Here is a 20,515-nt window from a genome sequence, read left to right on the forward strand (position 1 = left end):
ATCCTCTCCCCGGCCCGTTCCCGTGTTCCCGCGCGGAAACCGCGCCGGTCCGACAGTGCGCTCAGACGGTGGCGCCGCGGCGCGCGACCCAGCCGGCCCAGGCCGAGCTGATCATGTCGCGCACGTCGTGGCGGGCCTTCCAGCCCAGCTCCGCCGCGATGCGGTCGGCGGAGGCGACGACCCGGGCCGGGTCACCGGGGCGGCGCGGGGTGACGACGGGCTCGGTCGTGTGGCCGGTGATCTCGTTGATCAGGCCGACCATCTCGGTGACGGAGACGCCCTCGCCACGGCCGATGTTGACCGTCAGGTCGCGCGGCTCGCCCGCCTCGGCCCACTCCGCCAGCTTGCGCGCGGCGACGAGGTGGGCGTCGGCCAGGTCCTCGACGTGGATGTAGTCGCGGATGCAGGTGCCGTCGGGGGTGTCGTAGTCGTCACCGAAGATCCGCGGGGACTCGCCCGCGTCCAGGCGCTCGAAGACCATCGGGACCAGGTTGAAGACGCCCGTGTCGGCCAGCTCGGGGGTGGCCGCGCCGGCCACGTTGAAGTAGCGCAGGCAGGCGGTGGAGATGCCGTGGGCCTTGCCCGCCGCGCGGACCAGCCACTCGCCCGCGAGCTTGGTCTCGCCGTACGGGCTCAGCGGCAGGCAGGGGGTCTCCTCGGTGACGAGGTCCACGTCCGGCATGCCGTAGACGGCGGCCGAGGACGAGAAGAGGAAGTTGCGCACGCCCGCGGCGGCGACCGCCTCCAGGAGGACGGTGAGGCCGATGACGTTCTCGCGGTAGTAGTGGAGCGGCAGCTCCACGGACTCGCCGACCTGCTTCTTGGCCGCGAGGTGGACGACGCCCGTCACCCCGTGCTCGGCGATCGTCCGGTCCAGGACCTCGCGGTCGAGCGTCGACCCGACCACCAGCGGTACGCCCTCCGGCACCCGCTCCGCGTAGCCCGTGGACAGGTCGTCGAGGACGACGACCCGCTCGCCCGCCTGCGTCATGGCGCGGACCACGTGCGAGCCGATGTAACCGGCGCCGCCGGTGATCAGATAAGTCATAGCGCCCCAAACCCTTTCACTGAGAACTGCGCGAGAGCCGACGGAGCCGGGCCCTGACCGCCCGGAGCCCGTCTCGTGCTCCCGGTGCGAGCCGTACGGCCAGCGACCCGTTGGCCGTGACGTACTGCTGCACCAGGAGTACACCGTACCGGCTGCTCGGAAGGACCGAACGACGCTGGGAGCCGTCCGGCAGCCGCAGCGCGCTGGTGAAGGAGGTCCCGTCGGCGCACGTCACGGTGACCCCGAAGTCCCACAGCTGCGTGCCCCGGCGGCCGCGCCGGCGACCGGTCCTGGCCAGCGCGGTGAGCGGGGCGGGCACCCGGGCGGTCCAGCCGCCCTCCCCCGGGGCCAGGACGGCGTGTGCGGTACGGGCCGGGCCGCCGCCCTCGCGCGGGAGGAACGACACCTCTGCGGTACGGGGCACGGCCTCGGCGAGCCGCCCGTACAGGTCCCGGACGGTCAGGGCCAGTTCGCCGCCGCCGGTGGTCCGCAGAGTGGCGTCGACGAGCAGCGGCAGCTCGTCCAGGGGCAGCGTGTCCATGCCGTCGAGCTCCGCCCCCGGCAGGTCCTCGGACCAGACGGCGGCGGTACGGGTCCCCGCGTACGGCGGCAGGAGCCGGGCCGGGCCGGCGGCCAGCCGGGAAAGGCGCGGGAGGTCGCGCGGCTCCGGCGCGGCGAGCAGGAACCGGGCGATCCAGCGGGCGGGCGCGCTCGCGGCGGCGATCTCCGCCTCCGTGAAGTCCGCGAGGTGGTCCCGGGTGAGGTCCCACCACGCGGCACGGTGGTCCGCGTCCCGCTGCCTCAGGTCGCGGGCGTACATGCGCAGGTCGTGTTCGAGGAACTTGGTGCGGCAGGCGGCGGCGAGACCCGGCTGCCCGGCCTTCGCGAGGGTCTCCACGGCGGCGCGGTGGGCGGCGATCCGGGCCTGCCAGTTGGTGACGCCCTCGCGGTCCAGGGAGATCGACAGGCGGGCGGCGGCCCGGCGCACGTGCCACACGTACACGGTGTCGGGGACGACGGCGACCCGTGGCGCGGCGGCGTACACGCGGGCGGTGAAGAGGAAGTCCTCGTACACGAACCGGCCGTCGGGGAAGCGGATGTCGTGCTCGGCGAGGAAGCTCCGGTCGTAGACCTTGTTCACGCACAGGGTGTCGTGGAGCAGGGGCCGCAGCTGCTCGGCGGTCTCCAGGACGGCGGGCTCCCGGTAGAGCGCCGGCTGCCAGCGGACGTCCCGGCCCTCGGGCAGCTCGCGCCGGACGCAGACGCCGACGGCCACCGGGGTGCGGTGCCGCTCGGCGGCGGCGACCAGCGCCTCGGCGGCGCCGGCGGGCAGGACGTCGTCGCTGTCGAGGAACATGACGTACGGGGCGGTGGCGGCCCGTACGCCGTCGTTGCGGGGGGTGCCGCAGCCGCCGCTGTTCTCGGTGCGGTGGATCACCCGTACCTTCGGGTGGCGGGCGGCGAGCTCGTCGAGGACGCGGCCCGTCCCGTCCCCGGAGCGGTCGTCGACCGCGACGACCTCGGCCACGACCGGGCCCTGGTCGAGCGCGGACCTGATCGCCTCGGCGACGAGCGCCTCGTCGTCGTAGGCGATGACGACGACGCTCACCTTGCCCGCGGTCGGCTCGGACGCGGTGCTGCCGGTGGTCTGCTCGGACGGGAAGACGCTGCTCACAGCAGGGATCCTACGGGAGCCCCCCACCACCCCCGACGGGGCGGAGGAGGGCTCCGGAGCGCGACCGGGGAGCGGCCCCGGCGTCCCTTCTAGAAGGGGTTGAACTCGTTGAACTCGCGGTCGGCCTCGTCGCGCTCCGCCTGCCGGTCGCGGCGGCGCTGCGCCGCCGGGCGCGGGGCCTCCATGCGGTGGTCCTCGCCGCGGCGGCCGAGCATCTCGGCGCCGGCCGTCATGCTGGGCTCCCAGTCGAAGACGACCGCGTTCTCCTCGGAACCGATCGCGACGCCGTCGCCGGCGCGGGCACCGGCCTTCATCAACGCGTCCTCGACACCGAGGCGGTTGAGCCGGTCGGCCAGGTAGCCGACGGCCTCGTCGTTGTTGAAGTCGGTCTGGCGGACCCAGCGCTCGGGCTTCTCGCCGCGCACCCGGTAGACGTCCTCGGTCTCGTCGTACGTGACGGTGAAGCCGGAGTCGTCCACGGCCTTCGGGCGGATGACGACGCGGGTCGCCTCCTCCTTCGGCTTGGCGGCGCGGGCCTCGGCGACAATGCCGGCGAGGGCGAAGGAGAGCTCCTTCAGGCCGGTGCGGGCGACCGCGGAGACCTCGAAGACGCGGTAGCCGCGCTTCTCCAGGTCGGGGCGGATCATGTCCGCGAGGTCCTGGCCGTCCGGGATGTCGATCTTGTTGAGGACGACGATCCGGGGCCGGTTCTCCAGGCCGCCGTACTGCCGCAGCTCCTCCTCGATCACATCGAGGTCGGTCACCGGGTCGCGGTCGGACTCCAGGGTCGCCGTGTCCAGGACGTGGACGAGGACCGAGCAGCGCTCGACGTGGCGGAGGAACTCCAGGCCGAGGCCACGGCCCTGGCTGGCGCCCGGGATGAGACCCGGCACGTCGGCGATGGTGTAGACGGTCGAGCCGGCGGTGACGACGCCCAGGTTCGGGACGAGGGTGGTGAAGGGGTAGTCCGCGATCTTCGGCTTGGCGGCCGACAGGACGGAGATGAGCGAGGACTTGCCGGCGCTCGGGTAGCCGACGAGGGCGACGTCGGCGACGGTCTTGAGCTCCAGGACGATGTCCCGCGCCTCACCGGGCTCGCCGAGGAGCGCGAAGCCGGGGGCCTTGCGGCGCGCGGAGGACAGCGCCGCGTTGCCGAGGCCGCCGCGACCGCCCTGGCCCGCGACGAAGGTGGTGCCCTGACCGACCAGGTCCGCGAGGACGTTGCCCTGCTTGTCGAGGACGACGGTGCCGTCGGGCACGGTCAGGACCAGGTCCTGGCCGTCCTTGCCGGAGCGGTTGTCGCCGGCGCCGGGCTGGCCGTTGGTGGCCTTGCGGTGCGGCGAGTGGTGGTACTCGAGGAGGGTGGTGACCGACTGGTCGACGACCAGGATCACGTCACCGCCGCGTCCGCCGTTGCCGCCGTCGGGCCCGCCGAGCGGCTTGAACTTCTCGCGATGGACGGAGGCGCAGCCGTGGCCTCCGTTACCCGCGGCGACGTGCAGCTCGACGCGGTCCACGAAGGTGGTCATGTTCTGTGCCTCCAGATGCGTAAAACGGGGGGAATGTCTCTCTAGTAACACGCGAAAGGCGGACCCGCTTCCCGTGAGGGAAGTGAGGTCCGCCTCCGCAAAGATCCGATCAGGCGACCGGAACGATGTTCACGACCTTGCGGCCACGGTGGGTGCCGAACTGCACCGAACCGGCCTGCAGGGCGAACAGCGTGTCGTCGCCGCCACGGCCGACGCCCGCGCCCGGGTGGAAGTGGGTGCCGCGCTGGCGGACCAGGATCTCACCCGCGTTGACGACCTGACCGCCGAAGCGCTTCACGCCGAGCCGCTGGGCGTTGGAGTCGCGACCGTTCCGGGTGGACGATGCGCCCTTCTTGTGTGCCATTGCTCAGTCCCTCTTTACTTCGCGGCCGTCGGGATCGCGGTGACCTTGATCGCCGTGTACTGCTGACGGTGACCCTGGCGACGGCGGTAGCCGGTCTTGTTCTTGTAGCGCAGGATGTCGATCTTGGCGCCCTTGTGGTGGTCCACGACCTCGGCCGTGACCTTGATGCCGGCCAGGACCCACGGGTCGCTGGTCACAGCGTCGCCGTCGACAACGAGCAGGGTCGAGAGCTCGACCGTGTCGCCAACCTTGGCAGTGGAAATCTTGTCAACCTCAACGATGTCGCCGACAGCAACCTTGTGCTGGCGACCACCGCTGCGCACGATGGCGTACACGCGGATCTCTCTCTCACTCGCGATGGAACCTCTGACGCCAGCCACCCACACGGTCCCCGAGGGGTCCGTGATGATCCGGGATCGGACGAGCGGCCTCTCCCGACGAGCGGGAGGAAGGTGCTCAGAGGTGCGGCGCGCCTTCAGACACGCCGACGACCTAGGGTACGGGCGGCTGACGCGGGGGGTCAAATTCGCCCGACCGGGTGCGGACCGCCCCGTGCTGGGGCGGTCCGCGCCGGTGGAACGGACCGGATCAGTCCTGGGCCGGAGCCGCGGACTTCTCCGCCGCCTTCTTGGCGGTGGTCTTCTTGGCGGTGGTCTTCTTCGCCGCCGTCTTCTTGGCCGCCGTCTTCTTCGCGGCGGTCTTCTTGGCCGGGGCCGCCTTCTTCGCCGTCTTACGGGCCGTCTTCCGGGCCGCCGGGGCGGCCTCGGACTCCGGCTCGCCCTGCGGCTCCGCGGCGGGGGTCTCCGGCGCGTCCTGGGCGGGGGCCGCGGGCAGGACGACCACGGCCGCCTCCTCGGCGCCCGAGGGCGAACCGGCCGGGGCGGTGGCCTTGCGGACCACCCGGCGGCGGGTGCGCGGCGCGGCGGCCGGGGCCTCCTCGGCGACCGGCTCGGACGCCACGGCGGGCTCCGGCTCCGGCTGCGGGGCGGGCTCCGCGACCGGCTCCACGACCTCGACCTCCACCGCGGGGGTGGAGACGACCGGCGCGGTCACCTTGCGGGTGGCGCGGCGGCGGGTACGCGGCGCGGGCGCGGCGCTCTCCTCGGCCGCGGGCTCCGGGCGCTCGGCCGGGGCCGGCTCCGGGGCGGTCTCGGCGACCGGCTCGGGCGCCGGGGTCACGGGCGCGGTGTCGGCCACGTCCTCGACCAGCTCCACGGCGTCGGTCTCGACGACCGGCGTCGAGGCGACCGGGGCGGTGACACGCCGGGTGGCGCGGCGCCGGCCACGGCCGCGCGTGGCGGCGGCCTCGGCCTCCGCGGCGCTGCCGTAGAGCTCCTCGTCCGGGGCGATCGGCTCCGGGAGGGCCACCGGGGCGGCCAGCTCGGCCGCGATCTCGGCCTCGGTCTCCACCTCGGGCTCGGCCTCGGACGGCGCGTCCGTCTCCACGGCCTCGACGTGCTCGTGCGGGTGCTCGGCACCGCCGCGGCCACGCTTCTTCGAGCGCTTGCCGCCGCCACCGCCACCGGAGGTGGTCGGCTGCTCCATGTGCACGATGACACCGCGGCCGTTGCAGTGGACGCAGGTCTCGGAGAAGGACTCCAGGAGGCCCTGGCCGACCCGCTTGCGGGTCATCTGGACCAGGCCGAGCGAGGTGACCTCGGCCACCTGGTGCTTGGTCCGGTCACGGCCCAGGCACTCCAGGAGGCGGCGCAGCACCAGGTCGCGGTTGGACTCCAGGACCATGTCGATGAAGTCGATCACGACGATGCCGCCGAGGTCGCGCAGCCGCAGCTGGCGCACGATCTCCTCGGCCGCCTCCAGGTTGTTCCTGGTGACGGTCTCCTCCAGGTTGCCGCCCTGGCCGGTGAACTTGCCGGTGTTGACGTCGACCACGACCATCGCCTCGGTCTTGTCGATCACCAGCGAACCGCCGGACGGCAGCCAGACCTTGCGGTCCAGCGCCTTCATCAGCTGCTCGTCGATCCGGTACGTGGCGAACACGTCGACCTCGCTCGTCCACTTGGACAGGCGGTCGGCCAGGTCGGGCGCGACGTGCGAGACGTACCCGTGGATGGTCTCCCAGGCCTCGTCGCCGCTGACGATGACCTTCGAGAAGTCCTCGTTGAAGATGTCGCGGACGACCCGGACGGTCATGTCCGGCTCGCCGTAGAGCAGGCTCGGCGCGGACGTCGAGATCTGGTTGGCCTTCTTCTGGATGTCCTCCCACTGGGCCTGCAGACGCTCGACGTCGCGGCGCAGCTCGTCCTCGCTCGCGCCCTCGGCGGCGGTGCGCACGATGACGCCCGCGTCCTCGGGGACGATCTTCTTGAGGATGGTCTTCAGCCGGGCCCGCTCGGTGTCCGGGAGCTTGCGGCTGATGCCGGTCATCGAGCCCTCGGGCACGTACACGAGGTAGCGGCCCGGGAGGGAGACCTGGCTGGTCAGACGGGCGCCCTTGTGGCCGATCGGGTCCTTCGTCACCTGGACGAGGACCGACTGGCCGGACTTGAGGGCGGTCTCGATGCGGCGCGGCCCGTTGGCCATGCCGAGCGCCTCGAAGTTGACCTCACCGGCGTACAGGACGGCGTTGCGGCCCTTGCCGATGTCCACGAAGGCGGCCTCCATCGACGGCAGCACGTTCTGGACCTTGCCCAGGTAGACGTTGCCGACGTAGGAGGTGGCCTGCTCCTTGTTGACGTAGTGCTCGACGAGCACGTTGTCTTCCAGGACGCCGATCTGGGTGCGCTCGCCGTTCTGGCGGACGACCATCACGCGCTCGACGGCCTCGCGGCGGGCGAGGAACTCGGCCTCGGTGATGATCGGCACGCGGCGGCGGCCCTGCTCGCGGCCCTCGCGGCGGCGCTGCTTCTTCGCCTCCAGACGGGTCGAGCCCTTGATGGACTGGACCTCGTCCGCGCCCGTGCCGGGCTCGGCCTTCTCGCGGGCCGGGCGCGGCTCGCGGACCTTGACGACCGTCCGGACGCCGTCCTCCTCGGCGGCCTCCGCCTCGGCGGCGGCGTCACTGCGACGGCGACGGCGGCGGCGACGGCGGGAGCTGCTGGAGCCGCCGCCGTTCAGGCCCTCGGTCTCCTCGTCCTCGTCCTCGCCCTGGGCCTCGGCGGTTTCCTCGGCCTCGTCCTCGGCGTGGAACTCCTCCGAGTCCTCGGACTCCTCCGTCTCGGCGAGCTCACCGCGGCGACGGCGCCGGCCCCCGCGACGGCGGCGACGGGACGGGCGGTCCTCGTACTCGTCGGTCTCCTCGGCCTCCTCGGCCGCCTGCGCCTCTTCGGCGGCTTCGGCGGACTCGACCTCGGGCTCGTCGGCGACGGTGGCCGGGACGGGTTCGACGGCGACGGGCTCACCGCGCCGGCGGCGACGGCGGCGCGAGCCGGACTCGGCGCGCTCGGCGGTCTCCACGGCCTCGGGCGCCGGGGCGGCGGTCTCCTCGAACTCCTCCAGCTCCTCGTCGTCCTCCACGGCCTCGGCGGCGGCGATGGCGGCCGCCGTCTCCGGGGTCTGGAACATCGGCTCGGTGAAGACCGGCGGCTGGAAGACGGGGACGGCGGGGCGCGCGGCGCGGCGCGGCCGGCCGGTCTCCTCGGTCGCCGCGGCGGGCTCGGCGGCGAACTGCGGCGAGGTGGCGCGGCGGCGGCCGCGGCCACGGGTGGCGGCGGTCTCGGCGGCGGTAACCTCGGCCTCGTCGGCGGCGATCTGCGCGACGGTGTCACCGGGCAGCGACTCGCCGGCGGCCTGCTCCTCGGCGGCGGGCGCCGGGGAGGTCACGGGGGCGGTCGCCTTGCGGGTGGCGCGGCGGCGGGTACGCGGCGCGGGCTCGGCCTCCGGGGCCTCGGCGGCCGGCGCGGGCTCGGCGGCCGGCGCGGCGGCGACCTGGGTGACGGGCTCCTCGGCGGCAGCGGCGGCGGTCGGTGAGGTGACGGGCGCGGTGGCCTTGCGGGTGGCGCGGCGGCGGGTACGCGGCGCCGGCGCCTCGGCGGGCTCGGCGGCGGACGCGGCCTCGACGGCCGGCTCCTCCACCGGGACGGCCTCGGCGGCGACCGGCTCGTCCACGGGCGCCGGGGACGTCACCGGAGCGGTGGCCTTGCGGGTGGCGCGGCGGCGGGTACGCGGCGCCGGCGCCTCGGCGGGCTCGGCGGCGGGCGCGGCCTCGACGGCCGGCTCCTCCACCGGGGCGGCCTCGGCGGCGACCGGCTCGTCCACGGGCGCCGGGGACGTCACCGGAGCGGTGGCCTTACGGGTCGCACGGCGGCGGGTACGCGGCGCCGGCGCCTCGGCGGGCTCGGCGGCAGGCGCGGCCTCGACGGCGGGCTCGGCGGCCGCCGGGGTCTCCACGGCCTCGGCGGCACCGGCGGTCACCGGCGGACCGGCCGGGCGGGAAGCGGCGCGGCGCCTGCGGCGCGGCGGCAGCTTGTCCCCGGGGGCGTTGGTGTCGTTGTTGTTCTCGTCGTGTTCGAGCATGCGGGCGGTTCTCCCGTCACGCTCCCGGGCGCCGCGTCTGATTCCGGTCCGGCGGCACGGTCACGCCTGGGGCGCGGTGCCGCCGTCCGGGGCGCGGGCGCCGCACGGGAGCTGTATGTCTGGCTCGCCGGTTCCGTACGCCCGATGCGTACGGCCTGGCGAAAGTCTTCTGGTCAGTGCGCTGCCCGACCCAGGTGGCTCCCGAGTGCGAGGGCGGCGCTACGACGACCGCTCCCTACGCGGTGCCCGCACTCGGCGCCGTCGCTGAAGCGGTCGCGGCGGCCGTGGGTGGAGCGGCCGTGACTGCCTCGCGGTCGGGCGCGAGCGGGTCGGTCACCGTGCCGGACTCCTCGTCGAAGGGGCCCTGCGCCAGCCTAGTCACCGCTGCGGGGACCGGCGGCGCCAGGTCGGCCACAGCTCGGAGACCGGACAGGACGTCGTCGGGTCGTACGGCGGGTGTCTCGTGCCGAACAACCAGCCGCAGTATCGCACAGGCACTGTCCAGCGGCCTATCACCGTGGGAATCGGCCTGGGGACGCGCTGCGACGAGCTCGGCGACGGCGGAGCGGGCGTCGAAGGTGCGGATGCCGTTCTTGGTCTTGCGCTGGACCTCCACGGCCTCGGCCGCGTTGAACGCGGCCACGGCCTTCTCGGCCTCCTCGACGGTCACACCGTCGAGCCGAAGCTCCCACACGGAGGCGGTGAGCCGGTCGGCGAGGCCGGAGGTGCGGGCCTCGACGGCGTCGGTGATGTCGAGCCCGTCCGGCAGGGACTCGTCCAGCAGGGCCCGGAGGGTCTCGGGGTCGCGCCGCTCGGTGAGGGCGATCTCCAGGTACTCGGCCTCGGAGCCGGTGCCCGTCGGCGCGGCGTTGGCGTAGGACACCTTGGGGTGCGGGGTGAAGCCGGCCGAGTACGCCATGGGCACCTCGGCGCGGCGCAGGGCGCGCTCGAAGGCGCGCTGGAAGTCACGGTGGCTGGTGAACCGGAGGCGGCCGCGCTTGGTGTAGCGCAGACGAATGCGCTGCACCGCCGGTGCGGGCGGCGGGCCTTCGGGCTGTCGCTTGCCCAGTGGTTCTTCTCCTCGGTGCGGGGCGGGCGCGGGTGGCGCACCGCCCGGAAGCTCGTGGGGCGGCCCCTGGGGGGCCTGCCCGGATCACCCCCGCGTCTGCGGGGAGATCTCGGGGGCGGGCACCGCGCCGGGGACGTTCCTTGTACTACCCAGAGTACGCGCCTTGGCCACCTCCGGTTCCCCGGGCTCCGGCACCCGGGTGCCGCCCGCCAGCGCCCGCCAGGCGTCGGCGCGGGCCTGCCGCACCGTGGCCCGCGCGGCGGCCAGGGTCCCCCGGACGGCGCGCCCCGCCTCCACCGCCGCCTTCCGGGCGGGGGCCCACAGGGAGTCGCGGACCCAGTGGCCGACGGGTGTGCACACGCCGCGGTAGAACCAGGCGGCGGGCCGCCCGACGAGGGTCCGGGCGAGGAGGGCGAGGGCCCGGCCGACGGCGCGCGAGACGAACCCGGCGACGCGCCAGCCGACGACGAACGCCGCCCCGATCTCCCGCCCCACCGGCAGGAGCACGCGCCGCGCGAGCCAACCGAACGGCAGGACGACGGCGTACCGCCAGATCAGCCCGAGCGGCAGCGCGATCCCGTACCGCAGGGCAGGCGCGACCACGGACCTCCACAGCCAGGAGAGCGGTACGACGATCCCGTACCGCCAGATCAGCCCGAGCGGCAGCACCATCCCGTACCGCACGACGGGCACGACCACGTACCGCCAGAGCCCCACCCAGGGCCACACGAACAGCGCACGCGCCAGCCACCCGCCGCCGAGCGCGAGCCCGCGCCCCAGCCGTGAGAAGAACCACGCGAGGCCCTGACCCAACGGGGTGAGCACCGCCCGGTACAGCCAGGCGGCCGGCACCGCGACCCCGTACCGCAGGAGGGGCGCGAGCACGTACCGCCACAGCCGGACGGCCGGCGCGGCGATCCCGTACCGCAGGAGGGGCCCGAGGACGTACCGCCACAGCGCGACCCACGGCCACACGAACAGGGCCCGCCCGAGCCACGCCCCCGCGACGGCGAGTCCCCGCCCCAGGGGCCGCAGCACGGCCCGGCCGACGAACCGCCCACCGGCGGCGAGCACGTCCCACACCATCCGCACCGGCACGACGAGCACCAGCACGACGACCCTCACCGGGATCCTGACGACCGCCGTCAGGCAGCCCTCCGGCGCGGGCGGGGGCGCGGGCTTCTCCATGCTCATGCCGGACATGACGCGACGGCCCGTCCCAGGGTTCTCACCTGGGACGGGCCGTCATCGGAGCGTTACGCGGGGGCCTCGCGGACCGGCTACTTGACCACGGTCAGCGGCAGCAGCTTCTTGCCGGTCGGGCCGACCTGGATCTCGGTCTGCATGGCCGGGCACACGCCGCAGTCGAAGCACGGCGTCCAGCGGCAGTCCTCGACCTCGGTCTCGTCGAGGGCGTCCTGCCAGTCCTCCCAGAGCCAGTCCTTGTCGAGGCCCGAGTCCAGGTGGTCCCAGGGCAGGACCTCCTCGTAGGTGCGCTCGCGGGTGGTGTACCAGGCGACGTCCACGCCGAACTCGGGGAGGGTCTTCTCCGCGCACTCCATCCAGCGGTCGTACGAGAAGTGCTCGCGCCAGCCGTCGAAGCGGCCGCCGTCCTCGTAGACCGCGCGGATGACGGCGCCGACGCGGCGGTCGCCGCGGGAGAGGAGGCCCTCCACGATGCCGGGCTTGCCGTCGTGGTAGCGGAAGCCGATCGAGCGGCCGTACTTCTTGTCGCCGCGGATCTTGTCGCGGAGCTTCGCCAGGCGCTCGTCGGTCTCCTCGGCGGAGAGCTGCGGGGCCCACTGGAAGGGGGTGTGCGGCTTGGGTACGAAACCGCCGATGGAGACGGTGCAGCGGATGTCGTTCTGGCCGGAGACCTTACGGCCCTCGGCGATCACGTTCATCGCCATGTCGGCGATCTGCAGGACGTCCTCGTCGGTCTCCGTGGGCAGGCCGCACATGAAGTACAGCTTCACCTGGCGCCAGCCGTTGCCGTACGCGGTGGAGACGGTCCGGATCAGATCCTCCTCCGAGACCATCTTGTTGATGACCTTGCGCATGCGCTCGGAGCCGCCCTCGGGGGCGAAGGTGAGACCGGAGCGGCGGCCGTTGCGGGTCAGCTCGTTGGCCAGGTCGACGTTGAAGGCGTCGACGCGGGTGGACGGGAGGGACAGACCGATCTTGTCCTCCTCGTACCGGTCGGCCAGTCCCTTCGCGATGTCCCCGATCTCGGAGTGGTCCGCGGAGGACAGCGACAGCAGGCCGACCTCCTCGAAGCCGGTGGCCTTGAGACCCTTCTCGACCATCTCGCCGATGCCGGTGATGCTTCGCTCCCGCACGGGGCGCGTGATCATGCCGGCCTGGCAGAAGCGGCAGCCGCGGGTGCAGCCGCGGAAGATCTCGACGGACATGCGCTCGTGGACGGTCTCCGCGAGCGGGACGAGGGGCTGCTTGGGGTACGGCCACTCGTCGAGGTCCATGACGGTGTGCTTGGACACGCGCCACGGCACGCCGGAGCGGTTGGGCACGACGCGGCCGATGCGGCCGTCCGGCAGGTACTCGACGTCGTAGAACGCCGGGATGTAGACCGAGCCGGTCTTCGCGAGGCGGAGGAGGACCTCCTCGCGGCCGCCGGGCCGGCCCTCGGCCTTCCAGCGGCGGATGATCTCGGTCATGTCGAGGACGGCCTGCTCGCCGTCGCCGATGATCGCCGCGTCGATGAAGTCCGCGATCGGCTCGGGGTTGAAGGCGGCGTGGCCGCCGGCGAGCACGATGGGGTGGTCGACGGTCCGGTCCTTCGACTCCAGCGGGATGCCCGCCAGGTCGAGGGCGGTGAGCATGTTGGTGTAGCCGAGCTCGGTCGAGAAGGACAGACCGAACACGTCGAAGGCACCGACGGGCCGGTGGCTGTCGACGGTGAACTGCGGCACACCGTGCTCGCGCATCAGGGCCTCGAGGTCGGGCCACACGCTGTACGTGCGCTCCGCGAGGACGCCCTCACGCTCGTTCAGTACCTCGTAGAGGATCATGACGCCCTGGTTGGGCAGACCGACCTCGTACGCGTCCGGGTACATCAGCGCCCAGCGGACGTCGGCGGACTCCCACGGCTTGACCGTGGAGTTCAGCTCTCCACCGACGTACTGAATCGGCTTCTGCACGTGCGGGAGCAGAGCTTCGAGCTGCGGGAAGACAGACTCGGCAGCAGACATCTCGAACCTTCGTGAGCTGGCAGGGGGGCGACTCTCAAGCGTACCCCGGTGCTCAGCGGCTCAGTGCCGCCCGCAGTCGGGGGCCGGAGGCGCGGGCCCACAGCTCCGGCAGCTCCCCCGCCCGGGTCTCCGCCGTCGCCGCCTCGCGGCCGAACAGAACGCCCCAGGTGAAGGCGGACTCACCGGCCGCGTGGGCCTGGATGGCGAGTTCGCGCAGTGCCTCGCGGGTGACGACGCTGTCCTGGTGGTCGCCGAGGCGGGTCTGGAGGGCCTTGACGCGCTTGGCGAACCGCCGGGCGGGCTTGCCGAGCGTGGGGCGGGCGGCCTCGGCGGCGTACCGGGCGCGTTTGGCGGCCTTGCGGGCCTCGTGGAGGGCGCGGTCGCGTTCCTCGCCGGGATCGAGGGCGAGGGCGCGTTCGATCCGGGCGGCGAGGCGGTCGTGGTCCTTGCGGACGGCGCGGGCGAGGACCTCGCGGGCGTCGCGGGAGGCGGCCTCGCGCAGGGGCGGGTCGGTGAGGAGCCGGTCGAGGGCGGCGAGCAGGGCGAGGTGGCGGTCGGAGTCGAGGGCGTCGAGGACGGCGCGCCGGGCGGCCGCGTCCCGGGCGGTGTGCCAGACGCGGAGGCGGCCCTGGACGGGACCGAGGAGGAGGGGGCCGGGCACGGCGTCGACCCGGGCGCGGAGGCGTTCGGCGAGGACCTCCGCGTCGCGGGCGACGCCGAGTTCGCCGGCGAGCCACTTCAGCTCGCGCCCGAGCGGGTCGGTGACCTCCCGGTCGAGGACCTTGCGGTACGTCGAGAAGGCGCTGCGCAGGCGCCGGCAGGCGACCCGCATCTTGTGGACGGCGTCGGGCCGGTCGCGCCGGACGGCGGGGTCGAGGGCGACGATCGCTTGGATCTGTTCGCGTACGTAGGCGAGGACGGCGGCTCCGGCGGTGCCGGGTGCGCCGGGCGGGGCGGCGAGGACGGGCGTGGGGCGGGCGCCGGTCTCGGCCAGGGCGCGGGCGAGTTTGGAGGAGGAGGTCGCGGGGTGGATGCCCGCCTTGAGGAGGCGTTTCCCGACGGCGTCGAGGAAGGCCTCCCCGTCGGCGCGGGCCTTCCCGGCGCCGTCGCCACCGGCCTCGGCCCGCGCTTTCCCGGCCTGGGCCTTCCCGGCCGCCGCGCCGCCGAAGGCGTCGTCGTCCGCGAGTTCGACCTCGATCTCGGTCCAGGCGGCCCGTTTTCCCTTCGCGCCCTTGTCCTTCCGCTCGGCGCGGACGGTGTCCACGGAGACCTCCGCGAGGAGCGTGCCGTCGCCGTCGAGGAGGTGGCGCACGTCGCGGGAGGAGCGGAGGCGGACGACGGGAACGACCTCGGTGTCGCGGACGCGGGAGCGCAGGAGGGCCGCGAGGTCCGGGGGGAGCGTGTCCGAGAGCGGGGCCCGGATCTCGTCGCGCACGCCGGGGGCGACGGGGAACTTCAGGTGCCAGCCGGCGTCCCGGCCGCCGGTGCGGCGGCGCAGGGTGAGCCCGTCGGCGGCGAGGCGCAGGTCCGGGGTGTCGTAGTAGACGGCGTCGAGTTCCATGACGCCCTCGTCGGTGACCCGGGCGACCCCGGGCACGCGGGTCAGGTCGGGCAGGGTAGTGGTGGTGTCGGCTTCGTACTTCCGCTCGGTCTCGCGCTTCGTCTCGGCCATGTCACCGAATCTAGCCCGAGACGCGGAATCTAGTCGTGGTCCGCGCCCCTGTCGTGGTCCGGCCCTCCGGTCGTGGTCCCGCGCGCCGGCCCGTCGCCGTCGGCCGTGCGCGGGACCACGGCCCCGGCGGCGGCTCAGGCCGTCATGGGGCGCTGGGCCCGGATCGACTGGAGCAGTCCGATCGCGATCCACACCGCGAACATGGAGGAGCCGCCGTACGAGACGAAGGGCAGCGGCAGGCCGGCGACCGGCATGATGCCGAGGGTCATGCCGATGTTCTCGAAGGACTGGAAGGCGAACCAGGCGATGATGCCGGCCGCGACGACGGTGCCGTAGAGCTCGGTGGTCTCGCGGGCGATGCGGCAGGCGCGCCAGAGCACGATGCCGAGCAGGACGAGGATGAATCCGGCGCCGATGAAGCCGAGCTCCTCGCCGGCGACGGTGAAGATGAAGTCGGTCTGCTGTTCGGGGACGAACTGACCGGTGGTCTGGTGACCCTTGAACAGGCCGGCGCCGTAGAGGCCGCCGGAGCCGATGGCGATGCGGGCCTGGTTGGTGTTGTAGCCGACGCCGGCCGGGTCGAGTTCGGGGTTGGCGAAGGCGGCGAACCGGTTGATCTGGTACTCGTCCAGCATGCCGAGGGCGGTGACGAGGACGGCGCCGCCGATGCCGGTGCCGATGAGTCCGAGGACCCACCGGTTGGAGGCGCCGGAGGCGAGGAGCACGCCGAGCACGATGACGGCCATGACCATGACCGAGCCGAGGTCGGGCATCAGCATGACGATGCCCATCGGGAGGGCGGCCAGGACCAGGGACTTGGCGACGGTCATGTGGTCGGGGTGGAGCTGGTCGCCGGCATCGACCTTGGAGGCGAGCAGCACCGCCATGACCAGGATGATCGTGATCTTCACGAACTCGCTGGGCTGGAGGGAGAAGCCGCCGCCGATGACGATCCACGCGTGGGCGCCGTTGATGGTGGCGCCGAGCGGGGTGAGGACGGCGAGGATCAGCAGGATCGACACGCCGTAGAGGATCGGCACGGCCCCGCGCAGGGTGCGGTGGCCGAGCCAGACGGTGCCGACCATCAGGGCGAGCCCGATGCCGGTGTTGAGGAGGTGCCGGAAGAGGAAGTAGTACGGGTCGCCGTTGTTGAGCTCGGTACGGCCGCGGGTGGCGGACCAGACGAGCAGGGCCCCCAGGAGCGACAGCGCGAGGCTGGAGAGCAGCATCGGCCAGTCGAGCCGGCGCAGGACGGAGTCGCGGGCGGTGAGCTTCGCGACCGGCCCGCGGTCGGGGGCGTAGCGGGAGACGGAGAAGCCGGTACGGGTCGTCATCGGGTCAGTCCCTCCAGACGGGGGGCGGGCCCGCGAGCGGCGGCGTCGCCCCGCCCGCCTCGGGGTCGACCTTCTGCGCCTCGGGGTCGTAGGGCTTGACGGCGGGGGCGTCGATGGTGCCGTCGGGGTTGATCTTCGGCAGGGTCTTCTGCGGCTTGGGCAGCAGCGCGCGCTTGAGGTCCTGGTTGCCGGCGTCGTCGAGGCCGTACATGGCGTCGTAGATGTTGCGTACGGCGGGGCCGGAGGCGCCGGAGCCGGTGCCACCCTGGGAGATGGTCATGACGATGGTGAAGTCGTCGGTGTAGGTGGCCAGCCAGGAGGTGGTCTGCTTGCCGTAGACCTGGGCGGTACCGGTCTTGGCGCGCATCGGGATCTTGTCCTGGGGCCAGCCGCCGAAGCGCCAGGCGGCGGTGCCGCCGGGTTCGACGACGGAGCGCAGGCCCTTGTCGAGGTCGCGGATGGTCTCCGGGCCGACGGGCAGCTTGCCGTGCGGGGTCGGCCTGATCTCGCGGACGCGCTTGCCGTCGGGGCTGATGACGGCCTTGCCGACGGTCGGGTTGTAGAGGGTGCCGCCGTTGCTGATGGCGGCGTAGGCGGTGGCCATCTGGATGGGCGTGACGAGGACGTCACCCTGGCCGATGGCGAAGTTGATGCTGTCGTACGCCTTCAGCTGGTTGCCTTCGAGGCAGCTCTCGTAGGCGATCTGCTCGACGTAGCTGCCGCCCTTCTTTCCCTGCTTGCACCAGACGTCCTTGTTGGCCTCCCAGAAGCTCTGCTTCCACTGGCGGTCGGGGATGCGGCCGGTGACCTCGTTGGGCAGGTCGATGCCGGTCTCCGCGCCGAGGCCGAAGTCGCGGGCGGTCCGGTAGAACCAGTCGTGGGCGTCCTTCTTGGGCTTCAGCCCGCCGTCGCGCTGCCACTCCTGGTGGCCGAGGGCGTAGAAGACGGTGTTGCAGGAGAACTTGAGGGCCTCTCCGAGGGTGATCGGGCCGTGGCCCTTGGACTCGAAGTTGGCGAAGCTGCGGCCGCCGAGGCTGTAGGAGCTGCTGCAGTTGTACCGGTCGTTGAAGCCGTGTCCGGCGCGGACGGCGGCGCTCGCGGACACCACCTTGAAGATGGAGCCCGCGGGGGCCTGGCCCTGGATGGCCCGGTTGAGGAGCGGGTAGTTCGACTTCTTGCTGGTGAGGGCGGCGTAGTCCGAGGCGGAGATGCCGCCGACCCAGGCGTTGGGGTCGTAGTCGGGCTGGGAGGCCATGGCGACGACCCGGCCGGTCTTCGTCTCCATGACGACGACGGCGCCGGCGTCGGCCTCGTACTTCCGGCCGGTGATCTTGTCGGTCTCCTGGCGGACGGCCTTCATGGCCGCCGCGAGCTCGTGCTCGGCGACGGCCTGGACGCGGGCGTCGATGCTGGTGACGAGGGTGGAGCCGGCGATGCCGGGGTCGGACTTGGTCTGGCCCATGACACGGCCGAGGTTGTCGACCTCGTAGCGGGTGACGCCGGCCTTGCCGCGCAGCTCCTTGTCGTAGGTGCGCTCGATGCCGGAGCGGCCGACCTGGTCGGAACGGAGGAACGGCGAGTCGGTGTCCTTGGCCTTCTCGATCTCCTGGTCGGTGACGGGCGAGAGGTAGCCGAGCACCTGCGCGGTCCGGGCCTTGCCGGGCGCGGGGTAGCGGCGTACGGCGGTGGGTTCGGCGGTGATGCCGGGGAAGTCCTCGGAGGCCTCGCGGATGGTCAGCGCCTGTTGGGTGGTGGCCTCGTCGGTGACCGGGATCGGCTGATAGGGCGAACCGTTCCAGCAGGGCTTGGGCGTCTTGGAGTCGCAGAGCCGGATCTTGTTGATGACGTCCTCGGGCTTCATCTCGAGCACGCCGGCGAGCCGGGTGAGGACGGCCTTGCCCTTGTCCTTCATCTTCATCAGCTCGGTGCGCGAGGCGGAGACGACGAGGCGGGTCTCGTTGTCGGCGAGCGGGACGCCGCGGGCGTCGAGGATGGAGCCGCGGACGGCGGGCTGGACGACCTGCTGGACGTGGTTGTTCTTGGCCTCGTCCGTGTACTCCTTGCCGTTGCGGATCTGGAGGTACCAGAGCCGTCCCCCCAGGGTGAGGAGCAGCGAGAAGACGAGAACCTGGATGACGACGAGCCGGATCCTGACCCGGGGGGTCCGTCCGGTCTCGGGGATGTTGCTCATACTGCCGGTGCCCCCTCGGTCACAGTCGCTTGACTCCCTTGATGCGCCCGGCCCGTGAGGCGCGGCTGCGGGCGGCCTTCACGCGCAGTCCGCCGCGCTGGGTGCCGATCCGCAGGCCGGTGCCGGAGGAGAGCCAGCCGGAGGAGACATCGGCGCCGTTGGAGCCGCTGGTGTCGGCGAGGGGATCGTTGTCGGCGCGGCGGGCCAGGGCCATGATGAGCGGCACCGTGAAGGGTGCCAGGAGCAAGTCGTAGACGGCCGCGGTGAAGAGGAGGGAGCCGAGGCCGACGTGGCGGGCGGCGGTGTCCCCGACGAGGGCGCCGACTCCGGCGTAGAGCAGGGTGGAACCGACGGCGGCGGCGACGACCACGGCCATGGGGCCGACGGCGGAGGTCAGCCGGCCGTTCTCGGGCTTGGCGAGTCCGACGAGGTAGCCGATGACGCAGAGCACGAGGGCGTAGCGTCCGGCGGCGTGGTCGGCGGGCGGGGCGAAGTCGGCGAGCAGTCCGGCGCTGAAGCCGACGAGGGCGCCGCTGACGTGTCCGTACACGAGGGCGAGGCCCACGACCGTGAGGAGGACGAGGTCGGGGACGGCGCCGGGGAGCTGGAGGCGGGCGAGGACGGAGACCTGGACGACGAGGGCGACCACGATCAGGGCCGCGGAGAGGAGGATCCGGTTGAACTTCACGGTGTCGTGTCCCCCTCGTCCTGCTGCGCCTGCTGGTCCTGGCCCGCGTTCTGGCCCGCGTCCTGATTCTGGTTCAGGTTCTGGTTCGGCTGCTGGTTCTGGCCGGCCTGGTTCTGGTTCGGCTGCTGGTTCTGGCCGGCCTGGTTCTGGTTCTGGCCCTGCTGGTCCTGGCCGGCCTGGTTCCCGCCCTCGTTCGCGGCGTTCGCCGGTGGCTTGGGCGTGACGGTCACGGTGACCGTCGGCGCCGGCTCGGGCTTCGGCGGCAGCACCGCGTCGCGCGGGTTGGAACGCGGTGCCTGGACGACCACGCCGACGATGTCGAGCTTGCTGAAGCCGACGTACGGACGGACGTAGACGTTACGGGTCAGGCCGCCGCCCGACGGGTCGACGCGCAGGACCTCACCCACGGGCACGCCGGGCACGAACGGCTTGTCGCCCTGCGAGCCGAAGGTGACGAGCCGGTCGCCCGGCTTCACCTTCGCCTTGCCGTTGAGGAGCTGGACGAGGAGCGGCCGGTCGCCCTGGCCGGTGGCGAAGCCGAGCTCGTCGGTCTTCTCCATCCGGGTGCCGACGGTGAAGTCGGGGTCGTTGGCGAGCAGGACCGTGGAGGTGGAGGGTCCGACGGTGGTGACGCGTCCGACGAGGCCGGCGCCATTGAGCACCGTCATGTCCCGCTGGATGCCGTCCCGTGCGCCCACGTCGATGGTGATGGTCCAGGAGAAGCCCTGGGCCGACCCTATGGCGATGACCTGGGCGCCCTTGATGCCGTACTGGCCGGCGCCGGCCGTCTTCAGGAGGGTGTCGAGCTCGCGCAGCCGGCTGCGGTTGCGGTCGTCGCTGCCGAGCTTCGCCTTGAGTTCGGCGTTCTCCTTCTCCAGGGCCGCGATCCGGGTGTGCCGCTCTCCGGAGTCGCGCACCGCTCCTATGGCGTTGCCGACCGGGTCGACGGCCGCCGCGACGCCGTTCTCGACCGGTCCGAAGACCGTGGCGGCGGCCCGCCGGGCGCCGTCGACCGGCGACTCCTGGCCGCCGCGGATGTCCACCGTGATCAGTGCGAACGCGATGGCGATCAGCAGCACCAGGAGCAGCCGGCTCTCTCGTGTGTCCCTCACGTGCGGCGGCCGTGCCTTTCCTCGTGGTTCGGTGTGCAGATGTGCGGTGGTGCGGGTGGTGCGGTCGTACGGGGTGGTGCGGATGGTGCGCTTGTACGGTGCCGGTGCGCCCGGCGCCGTACGTGTGCCGTACGGCGCGGGGCAGGGC

14 protein-coding genes are annotated in these 20,515 nt (G+C 73.0%); all 14 read right to left on the bottom strand.

All coding sequences use genetic code 11. The features are described from left to right. Positions 1 to 61: 61 nt before the first annotated feature. Positions 62 to 1,048 (bottom strand): UDP-glucose 4-epimerase GalE, encoded by a 987-nt coding sequence (galE, locus tag ABTY40_RS01500; protein ID WP_345283239.1) that lies wholly within the window; start codon positions 1,046 to 1,048, stop codon positions 62 to 64. A gap of 16 nt (positions 1,049 to 1,064) precedes the next feature. Beyond that, positions 1,065 to 2,723 (bottom strand): glycosyltransferase family 2 protein, encoded by a 1,659-nt coding sequence (locus tag ABTY40_RS01505; protein ID WP_352057646.1) that lies wholly within the window; start codon positions 2,721 to 2,723, stop codon positions 1,065 to 1,067. An 89-nt stretch (positions 2,724 to 2,812) separates the two neighbouring features. Then, on the bottom strand, positions 2,813 to 4,252 hold the full coding sequence (obgE, locus tag ABTY40_RS01510; RefSeq protein WP_352057647.1) for a GTPase ObgE: 1,440 nt from the start codon (positions 4,250 to 4,252) through the stop codon (positions 2,813 to 2,815). Between the two features lie 109 nt (positions 4,253 to 4,361). Continuing rightward, a complete protein-coding gene (gene rpmA / locus ABTY40_RS01515; RefSeq protein ID WP_010041940.1) occupies positions 4,362 to 4,616 on the bottom strand; it encodes a 50S ribosomal protein L27 in 255 nt (84 codons plus the stop codon). A 14-nt stretch (positions 4,617 to 4,630) separates the two neighbouring features. Further along, positions 4,631 to 4,951 (bottom strand): 50S ribosomal protein L21, encoded by a 321-nt coding sequence (rplU, locus tag ABTY40_RS01520; RefSeq protein ID WP_156694430.1) that lies wholly within the window; start codon positions 4,949 to 4,951, stop codon positions 4,631 to 4,633. Between the two features lie 253 nt (positions 4,952 to 5,204). Continuing rightward, positions 5,205 to 9,092: an Rne/Rng family ribonuclease gene (locus ABTY40_RS01525; RefSeq protein ID WP_352057648.1), complete on the bottom strand. Its 3,888-nt coding sequence runs from the start codon at positions 9,090 to 9,092 to the stop codon at positions 5,205 to 5,207. Positions 9,093 to 9,327: 235 nt separating this feature from the next. Then, positions 9,328 to 10,119, bottom strand: a complete 792-nt coding sequence (locus ABTY40_RS01530; RefSeq protein ID WP_309050380.1) for a TIGR03936 family radical SAM-associated protein — start codon at positions 10,117 to 10,119, stop codon at positions 9,328 to 9,330. 126 nt (positions 10,120 to 10,245) lie between these two features. Next, a complete protein-coding gene (locus ABTY40_RS01535) occupies positions 10,246 to 11,355 on the bottom strand; it encodes a hypothetical protein (RefSeq protein ID WP_352057649.1) in 1,110 nt (369 codons plus the stop codon). Between the two features lie 86 nt (positions 11,356 to 11,441). Beyond that, complete coding sequence (locus tag ABTY40_RS01540) at positions 11,442 to 13,370, bottom strand: TIGR03960 family B12-binding radical SAM protein (RefSeq protein ID WP_309050382.1); 1,929 nt, start codon at positions 13,368 to 13,370, stop codon at positions 11,442 to 11,444. A 52-nt stretch (positions 13,371 to 13,422) separates the two neighbouring features. Continuing rightward, the gene (locus ABTY40_RS01545) at positions 13,423 to 15,042 is read right to left on the bottom strand and encodes a CYTH and CHAD domain-containing protein (protein ID WP_352057650.1); all 1,620 of its coding nucleotides are present in this window, start codon (positions 15,040 to 15,042) and stop codon (positions 13,423 to 13,425) included. A gap of 134 nt (positions 15,043 to 15,176) precedes the next feature. Continuing rightward, positions 15,177 to 16,376 carry a rod shape-determining protein RodA gene (rodA, locus tag ABTY40_RS01550; RefSeq protein WP_345281300.1) on the bottom strand — a complete coding sequence of 400 codons (1,200 nt, stop codon included), beginning with the start codon at positions 16,374 to 16,376 and terminating at the stop codon, positions 15,177 to 15,179. Positions 16,377 to 16,380: 4 nt separating this feature from the next. Then, complete coding sequence (mrdA, locus tag ABTY40_RS01555; protein WP_345281302.1) at positions 16,381 to 18,567, bottom strand: penicillin-binding protein 2; 2,187 nt, start codon at positions 18,565 to 18,567, stop codon at positions 16,381 to 16,383. 19 nt (positions 18,568 to 18,586) lie between these two features. Next, on the bottom strand, positions 18,587 to 19,255 hold the full coding sequence (gene mreD, locus ABTY40_RS01560) for a rod shape-determining protein MreD (RefSeq protein WP_352057651.1): 669 nt from the start codon (positions 19,253 to 19,255) through the stop codon (positions 18,587 to 18,589). Then, a complete protein-coding gene (gene mreC / locus ABTY40_RS01565; RefSeq protein ID WP_352057652.1) occupies positions 19,252 to 20,367 on the bottom strand; it encodes a rod shape-determining protein MreC in 1,116 nt (371 codons plus the stop codon). Before mreC ends, mreD begins: the two co-directional genes overlap by 4 nt. Positions 20,368 to 20,515: the final 148 nt, after the last annotated feature.

Source organism: Streptomyces sp. NPDC126503 (assembly GCF_040302405.1).
Classification (GTDB): Bacteria; Actinomycetota; Actinomycetes; order Streptomycetales; family Streptomycetaceae; genus Streptomyces; species Streptomyces gulbargensis.

Excerpts from the sequence above, each read along its gene's own strand:
- galE (WP_345283239.1), bottom strand. The coding sequence starts at position 1,048 with ATGACTTATCTGATCACCGGCGGCGCCGGTTACATCGGCTCGCACGTG.
- mrdA (WP_345281302.1), bottom strand. The coding sequence starts at position 18,567 with ATGAGCAACATCCCCGAGACCGGACGGACCCCCCGGGTCAGGATCCGG.
- ABTY40_RS01535 (WP_352057649.1), bottom strand. The coding sequence starts at position 11,355 with ATGAGCATGGAGAAGCCCGCGCCCCCGCCCGCGCCGGAGGGCTGCCTG.
- ABTY40_RS01545 (WP_352057650.1), bottom strand. The coding sequence starts at position 15,042 with ATGGCCGAGACGAAGCGCGAGACCGAGCGGAAGTACGAAGCCGACACC.
- rpmA (WP_010041940.1), bottom strand. The coding sequence starts at position 4,616 with ATGGCACACAAGAAGGGCGCATCGTCCACCCGGAACGGTCGCGACTCC.
- ABTY40_RS01525 (WP_352057648.1), bottom strand. The coding sequence starts at position 9,092 with ATGCTCGAACACGACGAGAACAACAACGACACCAACGCCCCCGGGGAC.
- ABTY40_RS01540 (WP_309050382.1), bottom strand. The coding sequence starts at position 13,370 with ATGTCTGCTGCCGAGTCTGTCTTCCCGCAGCTCGAAGCTCTGCTCCCG.
- rodA (WP_345281300.1), bottom strand. The coding sequence starts at position 16,376 with ATGACGACCCGTACCGGCTTCTCCGTCTCCCGCTACGCCCCCGACCGC.
- obgE (WP_352057647.1), bottom strand. The coding sequence starts at position 4,252 with ATGACCACCTTCGTGGACCGCGTCGAGCTGCACGTCGCCGCGGGTAAC.